Here is a 17,251-nt window from a genome sequence, read left to right on the forward strand (position 1 = left end):
AGGGATGGTGACCCGCCTTGGAATTCGGGCTCTTTGTACAGGGATACGTGGGCAAGCGCGCCGAGACCGACCCGCTCGCCGAACACAAGGCGCTGATGGAGGAGACCGAGTACGTCATCCAGGCGGACCGGTCGGGCTTCAAGTACGCCTGGGCGTCCGAGCACCACTTCCTGGAGGAGTACTCGCACCTCTCCGCCAACGACGTCTTCCTCGGGTACCTGGCGTACGCCACGGACCGCATCCACCTCGGCTCCGGGATCTTCAACCCGCTCGCCCAGGTCAACCACCCGGTGAAGGTGGCCGAGAAGGTCGCGATGCTCGACCACCTCACCGAGAACCGCTTCGAGTTCGGCAGCGGCCGCGGAGCCGGCTCGCACGAGATCCTCGGGTTCATACCCGGCGTGACCGACATGAACTACACGAAGGAGATCTGGGAGGAGACGATCGCCGAGTTCCCCAAGATGTGGCTCCAGGACGAGTACGCCGGCTTCCAGGGCAAGCACTGGCAGCTGCCGCCGCGCAAGGTCCTGCCGAAGCCGTACGGGAAGTCGCACCCCGCCATGTGGTACGCCGCCGGCTCGCCGCCCTCGTACGCGATGGCCGCGAAGAAGGGCCTCGGCGTCCTCGGGTTCAGCATCCAGAAGGTCTCCGACATGGAGTGGGTGCTGGAGCAGTACAAGACCGCGGTCGTCAACGCCGAGCCGATCGGGGACTTCGTCAACGACAACGTGATGGTGACGACGACGGCGATCTGCGCGCCGACGCACGCGGAGGCCATCGACATCGCCGTGCACGGCGGACTGCACTACCTGCCCTCGCTGGTCTTCCGCTACCACGACACCTTCCCGCGGCCCGAGGGCTTCCCGGTGTGGCCGGAGACCCTCCCCGAGTACACCCCCGAGTTCGTCGAGCTGCTGATCGAGGAGGAACTGCTGATCTGCGGCGACCCGGACGAGGTGCTCACCCAGTGCAAGCGGTGGGAGCAGGCAGGCGCCGACCAGCTCAGCTTCGGGCTGCCGGTGGGGGTCCCCAAGGAGGAGACGCTGCAGACGATCCGGCTGATCGGCGAGCACGTGATCCCGAAGATCGACACGGATCCCGTTCACCGGACCTCGCGGTTCCGGGCTGCCGTGTGACCGCCGTCGGTGGGCTCTAGGAGGCGACGTTCATGCTCGATCACGTCATCAAAGGCGCGTCCGTCGTCGACGGCACGGGCGCGCCCGCGTACACCGCCGACGTCGGCATCCGGGACGGGCGGATCGCCGTCGTCGGGACCGTCAGCGAGGAGGCCCGCAGCAGCGAGGACGCCTCCGGGCTCGTCCTCGCGCCCGGGTTCGTCGACCCGCACACCCACTACGACGCCCAGCTGTTCTGGGACCCCTACGCCACCCCGTCCCTGAACCACGGGGTGACCACCGTGGCCGCCGGCAACTGCGGTTTCACCCTGGCCCCGCTGAACCCCGCCCGGCCCGAGGACGCCGACTACACGCGGCGGATGATGTCCAAGGTGGAGGGCATGTCGCTGGTGGCGCTGGAGGAGGGGGCGCCCTGGAGCTGGAACTCGTTCGCGGAGTACCTGGACGCCCTCGAAGGGCGCATCGCCGTCAACGCCGGCTTCATGGTGGGGCACTGTGCGCTACGGCGGTACGTGATGGGACCGGACGCGGTCGGCGGGCAGCCCGGCGAGGAGCAACTCGCCGAGATCGTACGGCTGCTGCACGAGGCCATGGACGCCGGCGCCTGGGGGTTCTCCACCACCCAGTCCTCCACCCACTCCGACGGCGACGGGCAGCCGGTGGCCTCGCGGCACGCGAAGCCCGCGGAACTGCTCGCCCTGTCCAAGGCCGTCGGCGAGCACGAGGGGACGCAGATCGAGGCGATCGTCGCGGGCTGCCTCGACCAGTTCAGCGACGCCGAGATCGACCTGTTCGTGGAGATGAGCGCCGCGGCCGGACGGCCCCTGAACTGGAACGTGCTGACCGTGGACGCGGCCGTCCCCGAGCGCGTGCCCCGGCAGTTGTTCGCGAGCGAGCGGGCGCGCAAGGCGGGCGGCCGGATCGTCGCGCTCACCATGCCGATCCTGACGCCGATGAACATGTCGCTCGGCACGTTCTGCGCGCTCAACCTGATCCCCGGCTGGGGACCGGTCCTCGGGCTGCCGGTCCCGGAGCGGATCGCCAGGCTGCGGGATTCGGACGTACGGGCCGAGATGCTGCGCCGCGCCCAGTCCAAGGAGGCGGGCGTCTTCCGGCGGCTCGCCAACTTCGGGCGGTACGTCATCGGCGACACCTACAGCGAGGCCAACGAGGGCCTGTCCGGGCGCGTGGTGCGGGACATCGCCGAGGAGCGCGGGCTCGATCCCTTCCACTGCCTGGTCGAGATCTGCGCGGCCGACGACCTGCGGACCGTCCTGTGGCCGATGCCCACCGACAACGACCCTGCGTCCTGGGCGCTGCGGGCCGAGACCTGGCAGCACGAGGACGTCCTGCTCGGTGGATCCGACGCGGGCGCCCATCTGGACCGCATGTGCGGGGCCCCGTACACGACGAGGTTCCTCGGCGACTGCCTGCGCCGGCGCAAGCTGGTCGGTCTGGAGCAGGCCGTGAAGATGCTGACCGACGACCCGGCGCGGCTGTTCGGGCTGCGCGAGCGAGGGCGGGTGGAGGAGGGCTTCCATGCCGACCTGGTGCTCTTCGACCCGGAACGGATCGACGCCGGCCAGGCCACCCTGGTGCACGACCTGCCGGGTGACAGCCCGCGCCTGGACGCCAAGGCGATCGGGGTGCGGGCCGTGTGGGTCAACGGCGTCGAGGCGATCCGGGACGACGTGGTGAGCGGCGCCGTACCCGGCACGGTGCTGCGGTCCGGCCGGGACACGAGCACGGTGAGCACCCGGTGAGCCGGGCGGCCGACGGGCAGCGGCTGTTCGTCGGGGGCGAGTGGACCGAACCCGACGGCGGGCACTACGCCGTCGTCGACCCGGCGACCGAGGAGACCGTCGGACGTGCTCCGGAGGCCTCGCGGGATCAGGTGCACGCGGCGTGTGCCGCGGCCCGCGAGGCCTTCGGGCCGTGGTCGAGAACCCCGCCCGGGGAGCGGGCGGCGGTCCTCGGCCGCGCGGCGGACATCATCGGCAGCCGCTTCGTGCCGTACGCCGAGCTGGCGCGGGCGGAGACCGGCGCCACCACCGGGACGGCGCGGGCGATGCAGGTCGGGGTGGGCATGGCCCGGTTCCGGCGCTATGCGCGCGTGGAGCCCGCCGAGTGGGCGATCGCGCCGCAGATCAACGAGGCGGGCCCGATGGGGAGGGCGGCGGTCATGGGCGCCCTCGCCGTGCGCCAGCCGGTCGGCGTCGTCACCTGCATCACCTCGTACAACAACCCGTGGGCGAACCCGGCGGGCAAGATCGCCCCCGCGCTCGCCATGGGCAACACCGTGGTCGTCAAGCCGGCCCCGCAGGACCCGCTGTCGGTGTACCGGATGGCGGAGGCGCTGGAGGCGGCGGGCGCGCCGCCGGGCGTGGTGAACGTGGTCTGCGGGCGGTCCGCCTCCGTCGGCGAGGCGGCGGTCGAGTCGGCCGACGTCGACATGGTGAGCTTCACCGGCTCCACGGCGGTCGGGCAGCGCATCGCCGAGGTGTGCGGCCGGGACATGAAACGCCAGCTGATGGAGCTCGGCGGCAAGGGCGCGGCGCTGGTCTTCGACGACGCGGACCTCGCGTCGGCGGTGGCGGGCATCGGCACCACCTTCTCCTTCTACAGCGGCCAGATCTGCACGGCGCCGACGCGGGTACTGGCCCAGCGCGGCGTCTACGACAGCCTGGTCGAGCAACTGGCCGCGTACGCAGGCAGGTTGAAGGTGGGAGACCCCCGGGAGCCGGACACGGTGGTCGGCCCGGTGATCTCCGCGGCACACCGCGACCGGGTCGAATCCTACGTCGAACTCGGCCGCAAGGAGGGCGCGGTGGTGGTGACGGGCGGCGAACGCCCCTCCCTCGACCGCGGTTTCTACGTGGCCCCCACCCTCCTGGCCGACTGCACCAACGACATGCGGGTCGCCCGCGAGGAGATCTTCGGACCCGTGGTCGTGGTCATCCCCTTCGAGGACGAGGAGGAGGGCGTCGCCCTCGCCGGCGACAGCGACTACGGGCTCATCGACTACGTGTGGTCCGGGGACGTGGCCCGCGCCTTCCGCGTGGCACGGCGGCTGCGGGCCGGCGGGGTCGGCGTGAACACCGTCGGACGCAACATGGAGGCGCCGTTCGGCGGGTTCAGGAGGAGCGGCGTGGGCCGCGACGTCGGCTCGTACGCACTGCACGCCTACAGCGAGGTGCAGTCCATCGTCTGGCCCGGCTGACCGGCCCCGCCCCATTCACTCGTCGAGGTCCACCCGCACCGTCAGCAGCGACGCCCCGACCGCCCGCACGGCCAGGCTGTTCATCCGGGGTAGGCCGCGCAGCCGCGCGACCGGGTCGTCGTCCGGCAGGAGATGGGCCGTCCCGGTGTACCAGCGCCCGCGAAGGCGGACCCGCACCCGCGGGTCCGCCTTGATGTTGCGCACGTACTGGGACCGCTCCCCGAACTCGGAGACCAACCAGAACGCCCCACCGACCCGCCGCCCCCCGACGGGCGTCCGCCGCGCCACCCCCGACCTGCGCCCGGTGGTCTCCAACAGGGTGTGCAACGGCAACCGCCGCACAACGGCATTGAGCCGCCGCTGAAATGCGGTGACGGCCAGGTACTTCTTCTCCGCGCTGCCGGGCATGTTTCCGGTTCTCCTGTCACTCGGTGGTCCCGATGCTCTTCAATGTCTCCCACGGGGGATCGGACGGGCGGCGGAACATCGAACGTTCCTCCACGAGAGACGGGCGGCCTCATGCGGGTGGTGACCTGGAACCTGTGGTGGCGGTTCGGGCCTTGGGCCGAGCGGCAGAAGGCCGTGCTGGCGGTGCTGCGGGATCTGCAGCCCGACGTGGTGGGGCTGCAGGAGGTGTGGTGCGCCGGCGGTGAGAACCTCGCCGAGTGGCTCGCCGGTGAGCTCGGTCTGCACTGGGCCTGGGCGGCCTCGCCCGCCCCCGAGCGCTGGCAGCGGCGGATCGGGGAGACGGGGGTGGAGATCGGCAACGCGGTGCTGAGCCGCTGGCCGGTCGTGCGGCAGGAGGTGCTGCGGCTGCCCGTGCCCGAGGAGCTCGACGACGGGCGCATCGCCCTGCACGCCCGCATCGCCGCCCCCGGCCACCCGGTGCCGTTCTTCACCGTCCACCTGTCCTCGCCGCTGCACGCCTCCGCCGTACGCCGCACCCAGGTCGCCGCGCTCGCCGAGTTCGTCGCCGCCCACCGCGGCGGCACCGACTTCCCGCCCGTGGTCACCGGGGACTTCAACGCCCCGCCCGACTCCGACGAGATCCGCCTCTTCGGCGGCTTCCGCACCGCTCCCGCCGTGCCGGGCCAGGTCTTCTTCGACGCCTGGGAGTACGCCGACCCGGTGGCCCCGTCCGCCACCTGGGACACGGCGAACGAGTACGTCCACCCGGGCCTGGGCCCGAGCACGCGCATCGACTACATCCACGTCGGCGCTCCCGCCGGCCCCGGCGGAATCGGCACGGTGCGCTCCGTGCGCCGAGCGGGTGACGCCCCGGTCGACGGGGTATGGCCGTCGGACCACGCGGCGGTGGTCGCGGATCTCGACCTCCGGTGACAGCGCGCGGGGACATGCGAGCCGTGCTGCAGTGGACTCAGGTTTCGTCACTTCACGATCATGGCGGCCGCATCCTCCTGGGAAATCTCGAGCAGTGCTCATCCGCGTATGAGCTCAAGCGGTCATGTCCGTCCCTCCGGTACGGCCTGCAGGGCTGTGCAGGCGTAGCCGACGGACCGGCGTAGGAGCGTCTCGAGCCTCTCGGTGCCGGACCGTGGAAGGTCGTAGTCGGTCATCCCGCGGCCGTTCACCGTGGCCTCGTAATGGACAACGTCTTCGAAGTCCTGACTGCCGCCTCCCGAGTACCCGGAATGCAGGACTGTCAGGAGTTGCGCTCCGCCGTCCAGAATCCACCCCTCGCGCACGACCGCACGGAACGGTTCCGGCACGTCCTGTTCCCGAGCGGAAGGCGTGACACCTCCCAGGAGGTCGAGCATTCCGGCGTTCATTCTCACGGTTTCTCTTCTCCAAGCATGCGCAGACCCTTGTCGATTCCGGCCTGGAACCCTGGGTTCCTGCTGACTTCCTTCTCGACGGACGGCGGAAGCCCATCACATGCTCCGTCCGGCAAGGGCTAGCGGCGTCCCAGGAAGATCGGGTTGCTGAACGCCGCGAGTGCGCCGGGCACCGGGCCCGCCGCCGTCTCGTGGCGCAACTCCGCGCGCACGTAGGCGGCGTAGGCCGCGGTCGTGTGCCACTCCGCCGTGCCGGAGCCGGAGACCGGCAGCGGGTCGCCGGTGAACAGGACGCCCTGGTCGGTGACCAGGCGGATCGTGCAGCGCGGGGCGCCGCTCGCCTCCACGCGGACCGTGACGGGGGTGTCGGGGTCGACCTCCAGGCGCTCGCCGATCCCGGCGTGCAGGCCCTTGCCCCCGCTCGCGGTGAAGGCCAGCGAGACCTTCTGCGACTCGGCGACGTAGGAGCGTCCCGCGCGGATGCCGTGCTGGATCGCGGTGCGGGTCAGGTCGTCGGCGAGGACGACGGTCTGCGGGAGGCCGACGGCGTCCGGGTCGCGGTGCGCGTCGCTGCTGCCCATGGCCGGGAGCCACCCGCGTCCCTCGCGCACGGACGCGACCAGCAGGTTGTCCCACTCGGCGAGCGCCACCTCGTCGTCGGGCGTGTACGGCCCGTTCCACACCTCGATCGCGTCCGCCTCGCCGAACCCGAACTTCCAGCCGCACCCGATGCAGGTGGCGTGCGGATGGGCCGGCACCACCAGGCCGCCGGCCCGCCGGATCTGGCGGGCGTACTTGCCGAAGCGGTTGTCGCGGGCCCGGTAGCGCCAGTCGACGAAGGTGCCGGGCTCGGTGCCGAGCGCGACGACGTGGCCGTTGCGCGTGGTGATCTCCTCGCCGAGCAGGATCAGCAGGTCGTCGCCCGCCTCGGTGGCCCAATGGGGGTGCGAGGTGGCGGTGTTGTGGTCCGAGGAGTTGATGAAGTCGAGCCCGGCCGCCCGCGCGAGGGCCGCGATCTCGGCGGGGGTGCGGCGCCCGTCGGAGTGCCAGGAGTGCAGGTGGCAGTCGCCCCGGTACCAGGCCCGGCCGCGCCCCCTGGCCCGTTCGGGCGGGTACACGGGCGCGGGCGTCTCGCCCGGCTCCCCGTAGGTCAGCGTGACCGTCAGCTCGTACGACAGCCCCTGCGGGGCGACCGTGTACGGTCCCAGCGCCACGTGCCAGGTGCCCGCGCGGACCGGCCCGGGCACGTACCCGGGCGTGGCGTCGTCCGCACGGATGAAGAACTCGGAGCGCGCGCCGCCCGACCAGCCGCGGAATCCCCGGCCGCCCGGCTCGGTGCCGCGCTCGTCGAAGATGCCGATGTCGAGGGCGTTGCCCTGGGTGCCGGCCGGGACGGCCGGCTTGTCGTAGGTGTAGGCGACCTTGATCTCGCGTACGCCGGAGGGGACTTCGACGGGTACGTACACGAAGTCCGGCGAACCGGTGGGCAGGGTGCCGCGGATCGTCGCTGTCGTCGGGGTCTCCTGGTCCTGGCCGTCGGCCGCCGCGAAGCTCACGCCTCCCAACGTAAGCGCGGCGGCCGTGCCCGTCACGAACAGGGCGCGTCGTCCGATGCCGTGGGCGTCCTCACACATACGAGCCACCTTCGGGTCCGGGTGTGAACTTCCGTGAACGGAGAGGGAATCGCGGCTCGACGATATGACATGTACATGGATCTGGGAGTTCTTCCGGCGTTCTCCGTGAAAAGAGGGCCGACTGGTCGGTATGGACTTCTTCGCTCGTGCCCGGTACAGATGGCTCATGCGTATCGCTGTCACGATCTTCCTCACCGACGAGACCTTCGCCCCCGTCCGACTCGCCCGTGAGCTGGAACAGCGCGGTTTCGCGGGTCTGTACCTGCCCGAGCACACCCACATCCCGGTGGAGCGGACGACCCCGTACCCGGCGGGCGGCGAGCTGCCGCCCGAGTACGGCCGCACCCTCGACCCGTTCGTCGCGCTCGGCCAGGCGGCCGCGGTGACCGAGCGGCTCGGCCTCGGCACCGGCATCACGCTGGTCGCGCAGCACGACCCGATCGCCCTCGCCAAGCAGATCGCGACGCTCGACCACCTCTCCGGCGGCCGCTTCACCCTCGGCCTCGGCTTCGGCTGGAACGTCGAGGAGGCCGCCGACCACGGGGTGGAGTGGCGGACCCGGCGCGAGCTGGTGCGCGACCGGATGGCGCTGATGCGCGCCCTGTGGTCGGAGGAACCGACCGCGTACGAAGGCGAGTTCGGCAGCGTGCGGGCCTCCCACGCGCACCCGAAGCCGGCCCAGAAGCCGCGCGGCCCGGTCGTCGGTCCGCGCACCTTCGTCGGCGGGGCGGCCGGCCCCAAGCTCTTCTCCCACATCTGCGCCTACGCCGACGGCTGGATGCCGATCGGGGGGCGCGGCCTGACCGAGTCGCTGCCGGTGCTGCGATCGGCCTGGGCGGACGCGGGCCGCGACCCGGACGCCCTCCAGATCGTCCCGTACGCCGTCTACCCCGGCGCCGGCAAGCTCGCGCACTACGCGGACCTGGGCATCGAGGAGGTCGTGGTCCAGCTGCCGCCGGCCGGGGAGGCCGAGGTGCTGCGGGTGCTGGACGACTACGAAGCCTTCCTGGGCTGACCTCTCGGCACTGATCAGCTCGACCGTATGCTCGAAGGATGACGACTTCCGTGAGCTCCGGAACCGGCTCTTCCGACCGCCCCGGCGGCACCGGCCCGACCGAGAACTCCATGCGTCGCGCTCTCAAACGCGCGCGGGACGGCGTCGCGCTCGACGTCACCGAGGCGGCCGTCCTGCTCCAGGCGCGCGGCGAGGCCCTCACCGACCTCGCCGCGTCGGCCGCCCGGGTGCGCGACGCGGGTCTGGAGGCGGCGGGCCGCCCCGGCGTCATCACGTACTCGAAGAGCGTCTTCATCCCGCTCACCCGGCTGTGCCGGGACAAGTGCCACTACTGCACCTTCGTCACCGTGCCCGGCAAGCTGCGCCGCGCCGGGCACGGGATGTTCATGTCGCCGGACGAGGTCCTCGACATCGCCCGCAAGGGCGCCGCCCTCGGCTGCAAGGAAGCCCTGATCACCCTGGGGGACAAGCCCGAGGACCGGTGGCCCGAGGCGCGCGAGTGGCTCGACGCGCACGGCTACGACGACACCATCGCCTACGTCCGCGCCATCTCCATCCGCATCCTGGAGGAGACGGGCCTGCTGCCCCACCTCAACCCGGGCGTCATGTCGTGGACGGACTTCCAGCGCCTCAAGCCGGTCGCCCCGTCCATGGGCATGATGCTGGAGACGACCGCGACCCGGCTGTGGTCCGAGCCCGGCGGCCCGCACCACGGCTCCCCGGACAAGGAACCGGCCGTCCGCCTGCGGGTGCTGGAGGACGCCGGCCGCTCCTCCGTCCCCTTCACCTCCGGCATCCTCATCGGCATCGGCGAGAGTTACGAGGAGCGGGCGGAGTCGCTGTTCGCGCTGCGGAAGGTGTCGCGGGCGTACCACGGCATCCAGGAACTGATCATCCAGAACTTCCGCGCCAAGCCGGACACCGCGATGCGCGGCATGCCGGACGCCGAACTGGACGAGCTGGTGGCGACGGTGGCCGTCGCCCGGCACATCATGGGCCCGGGCGCCTGTCTGCAGGCGCCGCCCAACCTCGTCGACTCCGAGTACGAGCGGCTGATCGGCGCGGGCATCGACGACTGGGGCGGGGTCTCCCCGCTGACCATCGACCACGTCAACCCCGAGCGGCCCTGGCCGCAGATCGAGGAGCTGGCGGCGAAGTCCGCGGCGGCAGGGTTCGAGCTGCGTGAACGCCTGTGTGTCTACCCGGAGTTCGTGCGGCGCGGCGAGCCCTGGCTGGACCCGCGCCTGCGCCCGCACGTGAGTGCCCTGGCCGACGCGGTCACCGGCCTCGCCCGCCCGGACGCGGTGGTCGAGGGCCACCCCTGGCAGGAGCCGGAGGAGGTGTTCGTGCCGTCCGGCCGTACGGATCTGCACACCGCGATCGACACCGAGGGCCGTACCTCCGACCGCCGCGACGACTTCGACGAGGTCTACGGCGACTGGGCCGAACTGCGCGCGGCGGCCGCCCCCGGCATGGTCCCCGAGCGCATCGACACCGACGTGCGCCAGGCCCTGGCGACGGCGGCCGACGACCCCACGCGGCTCACCGACGCCGAGGCGCTGGCCCTGCTGCACGCGGACGGCCCGGCGCTGGACGCGCTGTGCCGGGTGGCGGACGACGTGCGCAAGTCGGTGGCCGGCGACGACGTGACGTACATCGTCACGCGCAACATCAACTTCACCAACGTCTGCTACACGGGCTGCCGCTTCTGCGCCTTCGCCCAGCGCCGTACGGACGCCGACGCCTACACCCTCTCCCTGGACCAGGTCGCCGACCGCGCCCAGCAGGCCTGGGACGTGGGCGCGGTGGAGGTGTGCATGCAGGGCGGCATCCACCCGGACCTGCCGGGCACGGCGTACTTCGACATCGCGAAGGCGGTCAAGGAGCGCGTGCCCGGGATGCACGTGCACGCCTTCTCCCCGATGGAGGTCGTCAACGGCGCCACCCGCACCGGGATGTCGATCCGCGAGTGGCTGAGCGCCGCCAAGGAGGCGGGCCTCGGCTCGATCCCCGGCACGGCCGCGGAGATCCTCGACGACGAGGTCCGCTGGATCCTGACGAAGGGCAAGCTGCCGACGGCGACCTGGATCGAGGTGGTCACGACGGCGCACGAGCTGGGCATCCGCTCGTCGTCGACGATGATGTACGGCCATGTCGACCAGCCCCGCCACTGGCTCGGCCACCTGCGCACGCTGGCCGGCATCCAGCAGCGCACCGGCGGCTTCACGGAGTTCGTGACCCTGCCCTTCATCCACACCAACGCACCGGTCTACCTGGCGGGCATCGCGCGTCCGGGCCCGACGATGCGGGACAACCGGGCCGTGACGGCGATGGCCCGCCTGCTCCTGCACCCGCACATCCCCAACATCCAGACGAGCTGGGTGAAGCTGGGCACCGAGGGCGCGGCGGAGATGCTCCGCTCCGGGGCCAACGACCTGGGCGGGACCCTCATGGAGGAGACGATCTCCCGGATGGCGGGCTCCTCCTACGGCTCCTACAAGTCGGTGCGGGACCTGATCGCGGTGGCGGAGGCGGCCGGCCGTCCGGCGAGGCCGCGGACGACGCTGTACGGCGAGGTCCCGGAGGAACGGCAGCGGGCCGCAGCGGCGTCCGACGGACACCTCCCGGAGCTGCTGCCCGTCCTGGACTAACCCGTCCCGGACCTGCCCGTCCCGGACGGAGCAGCGAGGGCGCCACAGTACGATGATCGGACCCCTGTTCCAACGGGTCCGAGGGGTCCTGTAACCGAGGAGATGCGTGCCGTGCCAGCCTCGAAGGTCTGGGTGACCGGCCTGACGGTGGGAGCGATAGCCGCTGTCACCGTCCTGGCCGTGCAGGCCGAGAAGGGACCGAAACCGCACGCGGTCGCGGCCCGGCCCAGCGCGTCGGCCACGGCGCATCCCAAGCCCACGCACTCCAAGGGGCCGGTCGCGGTGCCGGCCGGCTCCGGCACGGGGCGCCGCATCGTCTACTCGCTCGGGCAGAAGACGGTCTGGCTGGTCGACTCGGGCGACGAGGCCCGGCGCACCATCGCCGTGTGGCCGGGGACGGTCGGCCCGGAGCCGGGGACCTACACGGTCGGCACGCGTTCCGAGGGCCCCATCACCGGCTCGGACGGCGTGAAGATCGAGCACATCGTGTACTTCACCGTGCAGTCCGGCTCCAACATCGCCTTCTCCAACGCCGTCGACGGCTCCTCGCCGCCGCCCGCCTCCGGGACACCGACGGGCGGCATCCGGATGCGGACGGCGGACGGGGCGGCGATGTGGACGTTCGGGACGGCCGGTACGAAGGTGGCCGTCGTCAAGTAGGCCCGGCGGTCACTCCTCGCCGCGCCGGCCGGTCAGCTGCACGACGATCAGGACGACGCCGCTCAGCATGAACACCCGCAGCGCCGCGTCGAGTCCGTTCCAGGTCTTCGACTGCCACATGGAGAACCACTCGCCGCCGACGGCGATGAAGCCGGCCCCGAAGAGCAGCAGCAGCATCAGCAGGCCGTAGGTCGACACGGCACGCGCACGGGCCTGGTCGCGCCGGGCCCACAGCCAGGTGCCGTAGATCAGAACCAGTGCGGCGGCGGTCTCCCAGACGATGATGGCGACGTAGGCGGTGTTCTGCAGGCCCTTGCTGGTGACGGCCCGCCACATCAGGTCGTCGTCCTTGAACGTGGTGTCCATGGCCAGGACGTGCTGCACGAACGCCTGGTTGGTGCCGAAGTCGGTGATGTTCCCGAACGCGACCAGGGCGATGTAGAGGGCGACGGTGCCGGTCAGCAGGGCGGCGGCCAGGGAGAGGGCGGTACGGGGGGTGGTAGTGGTCATGACAGCCATTCTCCCCGTGGCGACCGGTGCGCCCGCACGCGGTGAGCCAGAATGTGGGAGTCAGGGTTCGCGGGCGAGAGGACGTACCGGTGGCGCAGGCGGAGCCGTCGCTGCAGCAGCTGAACCAACAGAGCGTGCGGGCCGGATTCGTGGGCCGGGAGGCCGAACGGGACCTGTTCCTGCGGAACTTCGACATCCCGCCCGGCGACGACCGGCACCGTTTCCGCTTCCATGTGCACGGCCCCGCCGGCGTGGGGAAGACCTCGCTGATCCGGGAATGGCGGCATCTCGCGCGCGAGCGCGGCGCGTTGACGGTGTACGTCGGTGAGGGCGCCGGGAGCGTGCCGGAGGCGCTGGAGGTGATGTGTCGTCAATTCGCGGACCAGAACCGGAAATTGAGAGCTCTGGAACGGCGGCTCGCCACCTACCGCGACCGGCGGCGTGAGGCGGAGGCGGCCGCCCTCGCCGCGTCGGCCCCCGAGCCGCCGACGGCGTCGGCCGGCAGCACGGCCGCCGTGCAGGCGGGCATCGGTCTGGTGGACGCCACCGTCCCGTTCGCCGGTGTGGTCACCAGAGGTATCCCCGCGGACCGGCTCGCCCAGGGCGCCGACCGCCTGTGGGCCGGGCTCGGCGCCCGGTTCCGCAGCGAGGACGACCGGGACCTGGTCCTGACACCGGAGAAGGTGCTCACCCCGCTGCTGCTGCGCGAACTGCGGGACGCCGCCTCCGGCGGCCGGTGGATCGTGCTGTTCTTCGACACGTACGAGCGGACCGGACCGTATCTCGAACCGTGGCTGCACGAGATGCTCACGGGCGACGAGGAGGACCGCCGGCTGCCGGCGACCCTCGTCGTGGTCACCGCCGGGCAGAGCCCCCGGGACGCCGCCCGCGGCAGTGGCCTGTACTCCGTGGCGGACGTGGCGCTGGAGCCGTTCACCGACGAGGAGGCGAGGCGGCTGCTGGCCGGGCGCGGGGTGGTGGCCGAGCCGGTGGTCGAGGAGGTGCTGCGGCTCACGGGCGGCCTGCCCATCCTCGTGTCGACGCTCGCGAAGACTCCCCCGGTCGGTCCGGAGAGTGTGCGGGATCCGAGCCGCAATGCTGTGAGCCGGTTCCTGGACGGGGAGCCCAAGGCCCGCCGGGACGTCGCCACGCTCTGCGCGCTGCCCCGGTGGCTGGACGCGGACGTCTTCCGGGTCCTGGTCGACCGCCCGGACGACGAACGGGACGAACTGTACGAATGGCTGACGGGGCTGCCGTTCGTCGACCAGGGCGGAGAGCGCACGCGGTACCACGACGTCGTACGGCCGCAGATGCTGAGGCTGGAGCGGCGCGAACATCCGCGGGCCTGGGCGCCTCGGCACCGGAAACTGGCGGAGGCCTACGACGCGTGGCGCGCCGACTCCGAGGCCGGCCGGGAGGACGAGGACCTGTGGGCGGACGAGGAGTGGCGCGCGCTGCTCCTGGAGGAGACGTATCACCGGCTCTGCGCCCGTCCGCCCGCGGCGCTCGCCGACGCACTGCGACGGCTCGTCGAGGCCTGCCACGACGCGGACGAGGTCCTCGGCCGCCGCTGGGCGCGGATGCTTCAGGACGCGGGTGCCGCGACGGACCACCCGGTCCTGCTCGAATGGGGCCGGGAACTGGGCGAGGCGCTCGCGGACGACGAGACCGGAGTGATCAGGGCGATGGACCTGCTCCTGGCGCGTCCGGGACTCGACGGCGCCGGCCGGGCCATGGCCCATGTGCTGCGGGCCAGGGAACTGCGCCGCGGCCGGGAGTACGCACGGGCCCTGGCGGATCTGGACCATGCGGCCGAGCTCGATCCGCAGCAGTACCTGGTCCACTACGGCCGCGGTCTCACCCTCCAGCTGATGGACGACCTCCCGGCGGCGCTGACCGCCTTCGACCGGGCGGCCGAACTGTGCCCCGACACCGGTTGGATCATCGCCGAGCGTGCCGAGACCTACCGGCTGGCAGCCCGTTTCGAGGAGGCGGTCGCCGACTACGACCGGGCCGTCGCCCTCGATCCGACCGACGCGGTCGCGCTGACCGGGCGGGCCGTGAGCCGACACGGGCTCGGGCAGTACGACGCCTCGCTCGCCGACTTCGACCGTGCGCTGAGCATCGACGACGACCTGTGGACGCTGGTGCGCAAGGCCCGCCTGCACGGCAGCAGGGGAGAGCCGGACCAGGCGTTCGCCGACTTCGACCGGGCGGTCTCGCGTGCTCCCGAGGCGGCCTGGGTCGCGTCGGAACGCGGTGACGCCTACCGTCGCGCGGGGCGTTTCGAGGACGCCGTGGCCGAACTGGGCCGGGCGGTCTCCCTCGAGCCCGACTACCCGTCGGCGCTCGGCAGCAGGGGAGCGGCCCTGCTTGAACTGGGGCGCGACCAGGAGGCGTTGGACGACCTCGACCGTGCCGTGGAGCTGAAGCCCGACTACTCCTGGGCCATGTTCATACGCTCCCAGGCGCGCGACCGGCTGGGCGACCGGGCGGGCATGTACGAGGACCTGCACCGGGCTGTCGAACTCGACCCCGAGGTCGACGCGTTCAGTCACCAACTGGGGGAGGAGTACCGGCTCGACCGCCGGTACGAGGACGCGATCGTTCTCTTCCACCACGTCCTGGAACTGAATCCCGACTACGACCCCACGCTCGCCAGCCTCGGAGCGGTTCACCGCGCACAGAAGGCCTACCAGGAGGCACTCCGGCATCTCGACCGCGCCCTGGAGCTGGATCCCGAGGACGGATGGGCCTACGGCCAGCGCGCGCGAGTCCTCGTGGCGACGGGACGGATCGACCGGGCGCTGGCCGATCTGGACCGGTGCGTCGCCCTGGGGACGGAGGCGGACTGGGCGCGTCGCAGGGCCGTCGACGTGCTGCAGCTGGCCGGCCGCTGGGACGAGGCGGTCGCCCGGCTCGCCGGTGCGGAAAGGGAGGCGGAGCCCGACACCGAACTGGACGAGCTCCGCATCGAGACGCACCGCCACCACGGGCAGTGGGCCGAGGCCCGGCGGAGGGCCGAGGCACTGCGCGAGGCCGAACCGCTCCTCGGCACCTACCACCTGGCGATGACCGTCAGCCGCTCCGAGGGACTGCGGGCCGCGGAGCCCCTGTGGCGGGAGCTCACCCGGTTCCTGCACGAGAGCGACCGACCGAACGCGTTGGAGCGCGCGCAGGGCAGGTGCTTCGTCGGCTGCGCCCTCGCCGACTGGGCGGAGGCCGACCGGGGCCTGGCGGAGTTCCTGGCCTTGACGCACGACTGGGACGACCTCGCCTACCTCACCAGCGTCCTCACCGAACTCCGGCAGAGCCCCGACGCCGACCGAACCCGCATCACCCACTACCTGACAGCGGTCACCGAGGCCGATAACTGACCACTCCGGATCAGTCGGTCAACATTTCGCATATCACTCTGCCCTCTCAACCCACCGTTCCCGTTCGATTACAGTGCTGAGCTGTCATGCGTCGGACGGTGCCGGAGGGAGGTCCTGGTGAACGCGACAACTGGGGCCGTATGGGGCCGTGCCGAGCAGCAGGACTTCCGGAGCCGGGTGCGCGGGACGCTGCTGGGGGCCGCCGTCGGGGACGCGCTGGGTGCGCCCGTGGACGCGCTGGACCTCGACGCGATCCGGGAGGAGCACGGCGCCGAGGGCGTCGTTGACCTCGCCTCCGCCTACGGCCGCCGCGGCGCCGTGACCCATCTCACCCAGCTCACCCTGTTCAGCGTGGACGGGCTGATCAGGGCCCAGGTCCGCCGCGACACCGGCGCCTGGCACCCGCCGACCGATCTGCACCGGGCGTATCTGCGCTGGGCGGCCACCCAGCGCGACTGGGGGCCCGACGAGCGCCGCAAGGACGACGGCTGGCTGGCGCGCGAGGAGTGGCTCTACGCCCGCCGGGACCCCGCCCGGTCGCTGCTGCTCGGGTTCGGCGACGAGCACATGGGGACCCTGGACGCGCCCAAGAACCCCGGCGAGACCGGGCCGGAGGCGACCGCCCGGTCCGCGCCCTTCGGGCTGCTGGTCGGCTGGGAGCCGCAGCTGGTGGTCCAGCTCGCGGTGGAGTGCGCCGCCCAGACCCACGGGCATCCGACGGCTCATCTCTCGGCGGGGGCGTACGCCGTGATCGTGCACGGCCTGGCCCGCGGCGAGAGCCTCGACGGTGCCGTGCAGCGCTCGCTCGCACTGCTCGCCGCCCGCCCAGGGCACCAGCCGGTCTCGGACGCGCTGCAGCACGCCCTCGGCGCGGTGCGCCAGGGGATGCCCACGCCCGCCCGGGTCGCCGAACTGGCCGGTGACGGCACGGCGGAGGGCGTGCTGGCCGCCGCCGTGTACTGCGCGCTCGTGGGCGAGGACGTCCGCCACGGCCTGTGCCTCGCGGTCAACCACGACGGCCCCTCGGGCGTGACGGCCGCCCTCACCGGCGGTCTCCTGGGCGCCCTGCACGGCGAGACGGCCCTCCCGCCGGGCTGGCTCGCCGAGTTGGAGGGCCGCCCGACCCTCCTGGAACTCGCCGACGACTTCGCCATGGAGATGACCCAGGGCCCGGCCCTGCACGGACCGGCCGGCTCGTCGCCCGGGTGGCTGGCCCGGTATCCGCGGGCCTGAGTCCCGCGGTCCCGAGAGC

The 17,251-nt window shown here is 72.2% G+C and carries 13 protein-coding genes; 9 read left to right on the top strand and 4 right to left on the bottom strand.

Going from position 1 to position 17,251, the window contains the following annotated elements; translation table 11 throughout:
• Positions 1-17 precede the first annotated feature (17 nt).
• Genes ACFU97_RS06700 through ACFU97_RS06710 form a run of 3 tightly spaced genes read left to right on the top strand, consistent with a single transcriptional unit; the run spans position 18 to position 4,356 of the window.
• Positions 18-1,136 carry an LLM class flavin-dependent oxidoreductase gene (locus ACFU97_RS06700; protein WP_384251832.1) on the top strand — a complete coding sequence of 373 codons (1,119 nt, stop codon included), beginning with the start codon at positions 18-20 and terminating at the stop codon, positions 1,134-1,136.
• 32 nt (positions 1,137-1,168) lie between these two features.
• The gene (locus tag ACFU97_RS06705) at positions 1,169-2,899 is read left to right on the top strand and encodes an amidohydrolase family protein (protein ID WP_384251835.1); all 1,731 of its coding nucleotides are present in this window, start codon (positions 1,169-1,171) and stop codon (positions 2,897-2,899) included.
• Positions 2,896-4,356, top strand: a complete 1,461-nt coding sequence (locus ACFU97_RS06710) for an aldehyde dehydrogenase family protein (RefSeq protein WP_384251837.1) — start codon at positions 2,896-2,898, stop codon at positions 4,354-4,356. Before ACFU97_RS06705 ends, ACFU97_RS06710 begins: the two co-directional genes overlap by 4 nt.
• A gap of 15 nt (positions 4,357-4,371) precedes the next feature.
• Here the strand turns inward: ACFU97_RS06710 and ACFU97_RS06715 are convergent, their stop codons facing one another.
• Positions 4,372-4,764: a nitroreductase/quinone reductase family protein gene (locus ACFU97_RS06715; protein ID WP_384251840.1), complete on the bottom strand. Its 393-nt coding sequence runs from the start codon at positions 4,762-4,764 to the stop codon at positions 4,372-4,374.
• Positions 4,765-4,875: 111 nt separating this feature from the next.
• Between ACFU97_RS06715 and ACFU97_RS06720 the strand changes: the two genes are divergently transcribed.
• Positions 4,876-5,697 carry an endonuclease/exonuclease/phosphatase family protein gene (locus ACFU97_RS06720; RefSeq protein WP_384251842.1) on the top strand — a complete coding sequence of 274 codons (822 nt, stop codon included), beginning with the start codon at positions 4,876-4,878 and terminating at the stop codon, positions 5,695-5,697.
• Positions 5,698-5,819: 122 nt separating this feature from the next.
• Here the strand turns inward: ACFU97_RS06720 and ACFU97_RS06725 are convergent, their stop codons facing one another.
• On the bottom strand, positions 5,820-6,152 hold the full coding sequence (locus ACFU97_RS06725) for a hypothetical protein (RefSeq protein WP_384251845.1): 333 nt from the start codon (positions 6,150-6,152) through the stop codon (positions 5,820-5,822).
• A 119-nt stretch (positions 6,153-6,271) separates the two neighbouring features.
• Positions 6,272-7,786, bottom strand: a complete 1,515-nt coding sequence (locus ACFU97_RS06730; protein WP_384251847.1) for a CehA/McbA family metallohydrolase — start codon at positions 7,784-7,786, stop codon at positions 6,272-6,274.
• Positions 7,787-7,952: 166 nt separating this feature from the next.
• Between ACFU97_RS06730 and ACFU97_RS06735 the strand changes: the two genes are divergently transcribed.
• The 3 genes from ACFU97_RS06735 to ACFU97_RS06745 all read left to right on the top strand — a co-directional run bounded on the left by ACFU97_RS06735 (position 7,953) and on the right by ACFU97_RS06745 (position 12,112).
• A complete protein-coding gene (locus ACFU97_RS06735) occupies positions 7,953-8,801 on the top strand; it encodes an LLM class F420-dependent oxidoreductase (RefSeq protein ID WP_384251849.1) in 849 nt (282 codons plus the stop codon).
• 38 nt (positions 8,802-8,839) lie between these two features.
• The gene (locus ACFU97_RS06740; protein WP_384251851.1) at positions 8,840-11,452 is read left to right on the top strand and encodes a bifunctional FO biosynthesis protein CofGH; all 2,613 of its coding nucleotides are present in this window, start codon (positions 8,840-8,842) and stop codon (positions 11,450-11,452) included.
• Between the two features lie 102 nt (positions 11,453-11,554).
• Positions 11,555-12,112: a hypothetical protein gene (locus tag ACFU97_RS06745; RefSeq protein WP_384251854.1), complete on the top strand. Its 558-nt coding sequence runs from the start codon at positions 11,555-11,557 to the stop codon at positions 12,110-12,112.
• Positions 12,113-12,121: 9 nt separating this feature from the next.
• On the opposite strand, the gene ACFU97_RS06750 is transcribed toward ACFU97_RS06745, so the two are convergent.
• Positions 12,122-12,622 carry a DUF2165 domain-containing protein gene (locus ACFU97_RS06750; protein WP_384251856.1) on the bottom strand — a complete coding sequence of 167 codons (501 nt, stop codon included), beginning with the start codon at positions 12,620-12,622 and terminating at the stop codon, positions 12,122-12,124.
• A gap of 89 nt (positions 12,623-12,711) precedes the next feature.
• On the opposite strand from ACFU97_RS06750, the gene ACFU97_RS06755 reads away from it, so the two are divergent.
• Positions 12,712-15,999: a tetratricopeptide repeat protein gene (locus tag ACFU97_RS06755; RefSeq protein ID WP_384251859.1), complete on the top strand. Its 3,288-nt coding sequence runs from the start codon at positions 12,712-12,714 to the stop codon at positions 15,997-15,999.
• Between the two features lie 117 nt (positions 16,000-16,116).
• Complete coding sequence (locus tag ACFU97_RS06760) at positions 16,117-17,232, top strand: ADP-ribosylglycohydrolase family protein (RefSeq protein ID WP_384251861.1); 1,116 nt, start codon at positions 16,117-16,119, stop codon at positions 17,230-17,232.
• Positions 17,233-17,251: the final 19 nt, after the last annotated feature.

Source organism: Streptomyces sp. NPDC057616, assembly GCF_042800575.1.
In the GTDB taxonomy this organism is placed as follows: domain Bacteria; phylum Actinomycetota; class Actinomycetes; order Streptomycetales; family Streptomycetaceae; genus Streptomyces.

Bases quoted from the DNA above. Each gene is read 5' to 3' on its own strand.
- ACFU97_RS06705 (WP_384251835.1), top strand. From the start codon at position 1,169: ATGCTCGATCACGTCATCAAAGGCGCGTCCGTCGTCGACGGCACGGGC.
- ACFU97_RS06715 (WP_384251840.1), bottom strand. From the start codon at position 4,764: ATGCCCGGCAGCGCGGAGAAGAAGTACCTGGCCGTCACCGCATTTCAG.
- ACFU97_RS06720 (WP_384251842.1), top strand. From the start codon at position 4,876: ATGCGGGTGGTGACCTGGAACCTGTGGTGGCGGTTCGGGCCTTGGGCC.
- ACFU97_RS06730 (WP_384251847.1), bottom strand. From the start codon at position 7,786: ATGTGTGAGGACGCCCACGGCATCGGACGACGCGCCCTGTTCGTGACG.
- ACFU97_RS06735 (WP_384251849.1), top strand. From the start codon at position 7,953: ATGCGTATCGCTGTCACGATCTTCCTCACCGACGAGACCTTCGCCCCC.
- ACFU97_RS06740 (WP_384251851.1), top strand. From the start codon at position 8,840: ATGACGACTTCCGTGAGCTCCGGAACCGGCTCTTCCGACCGCCCCGGC.
- ACFU97_RS06745 (WP_384251854.1), top strand. From the start codon at position 11,555: ATGCGTGCCGTGCCAGCCTCGAAGGTCTGGGTGACCGGCCTGACGGTG.
- ACFU97_RS06750 (WP_384251856.1), bottom strand. From the start codon at position 12,622: ATGACCACTACCACCCCCCGTACCGCCCTCTCCCTGGCCGCCGCCCTG.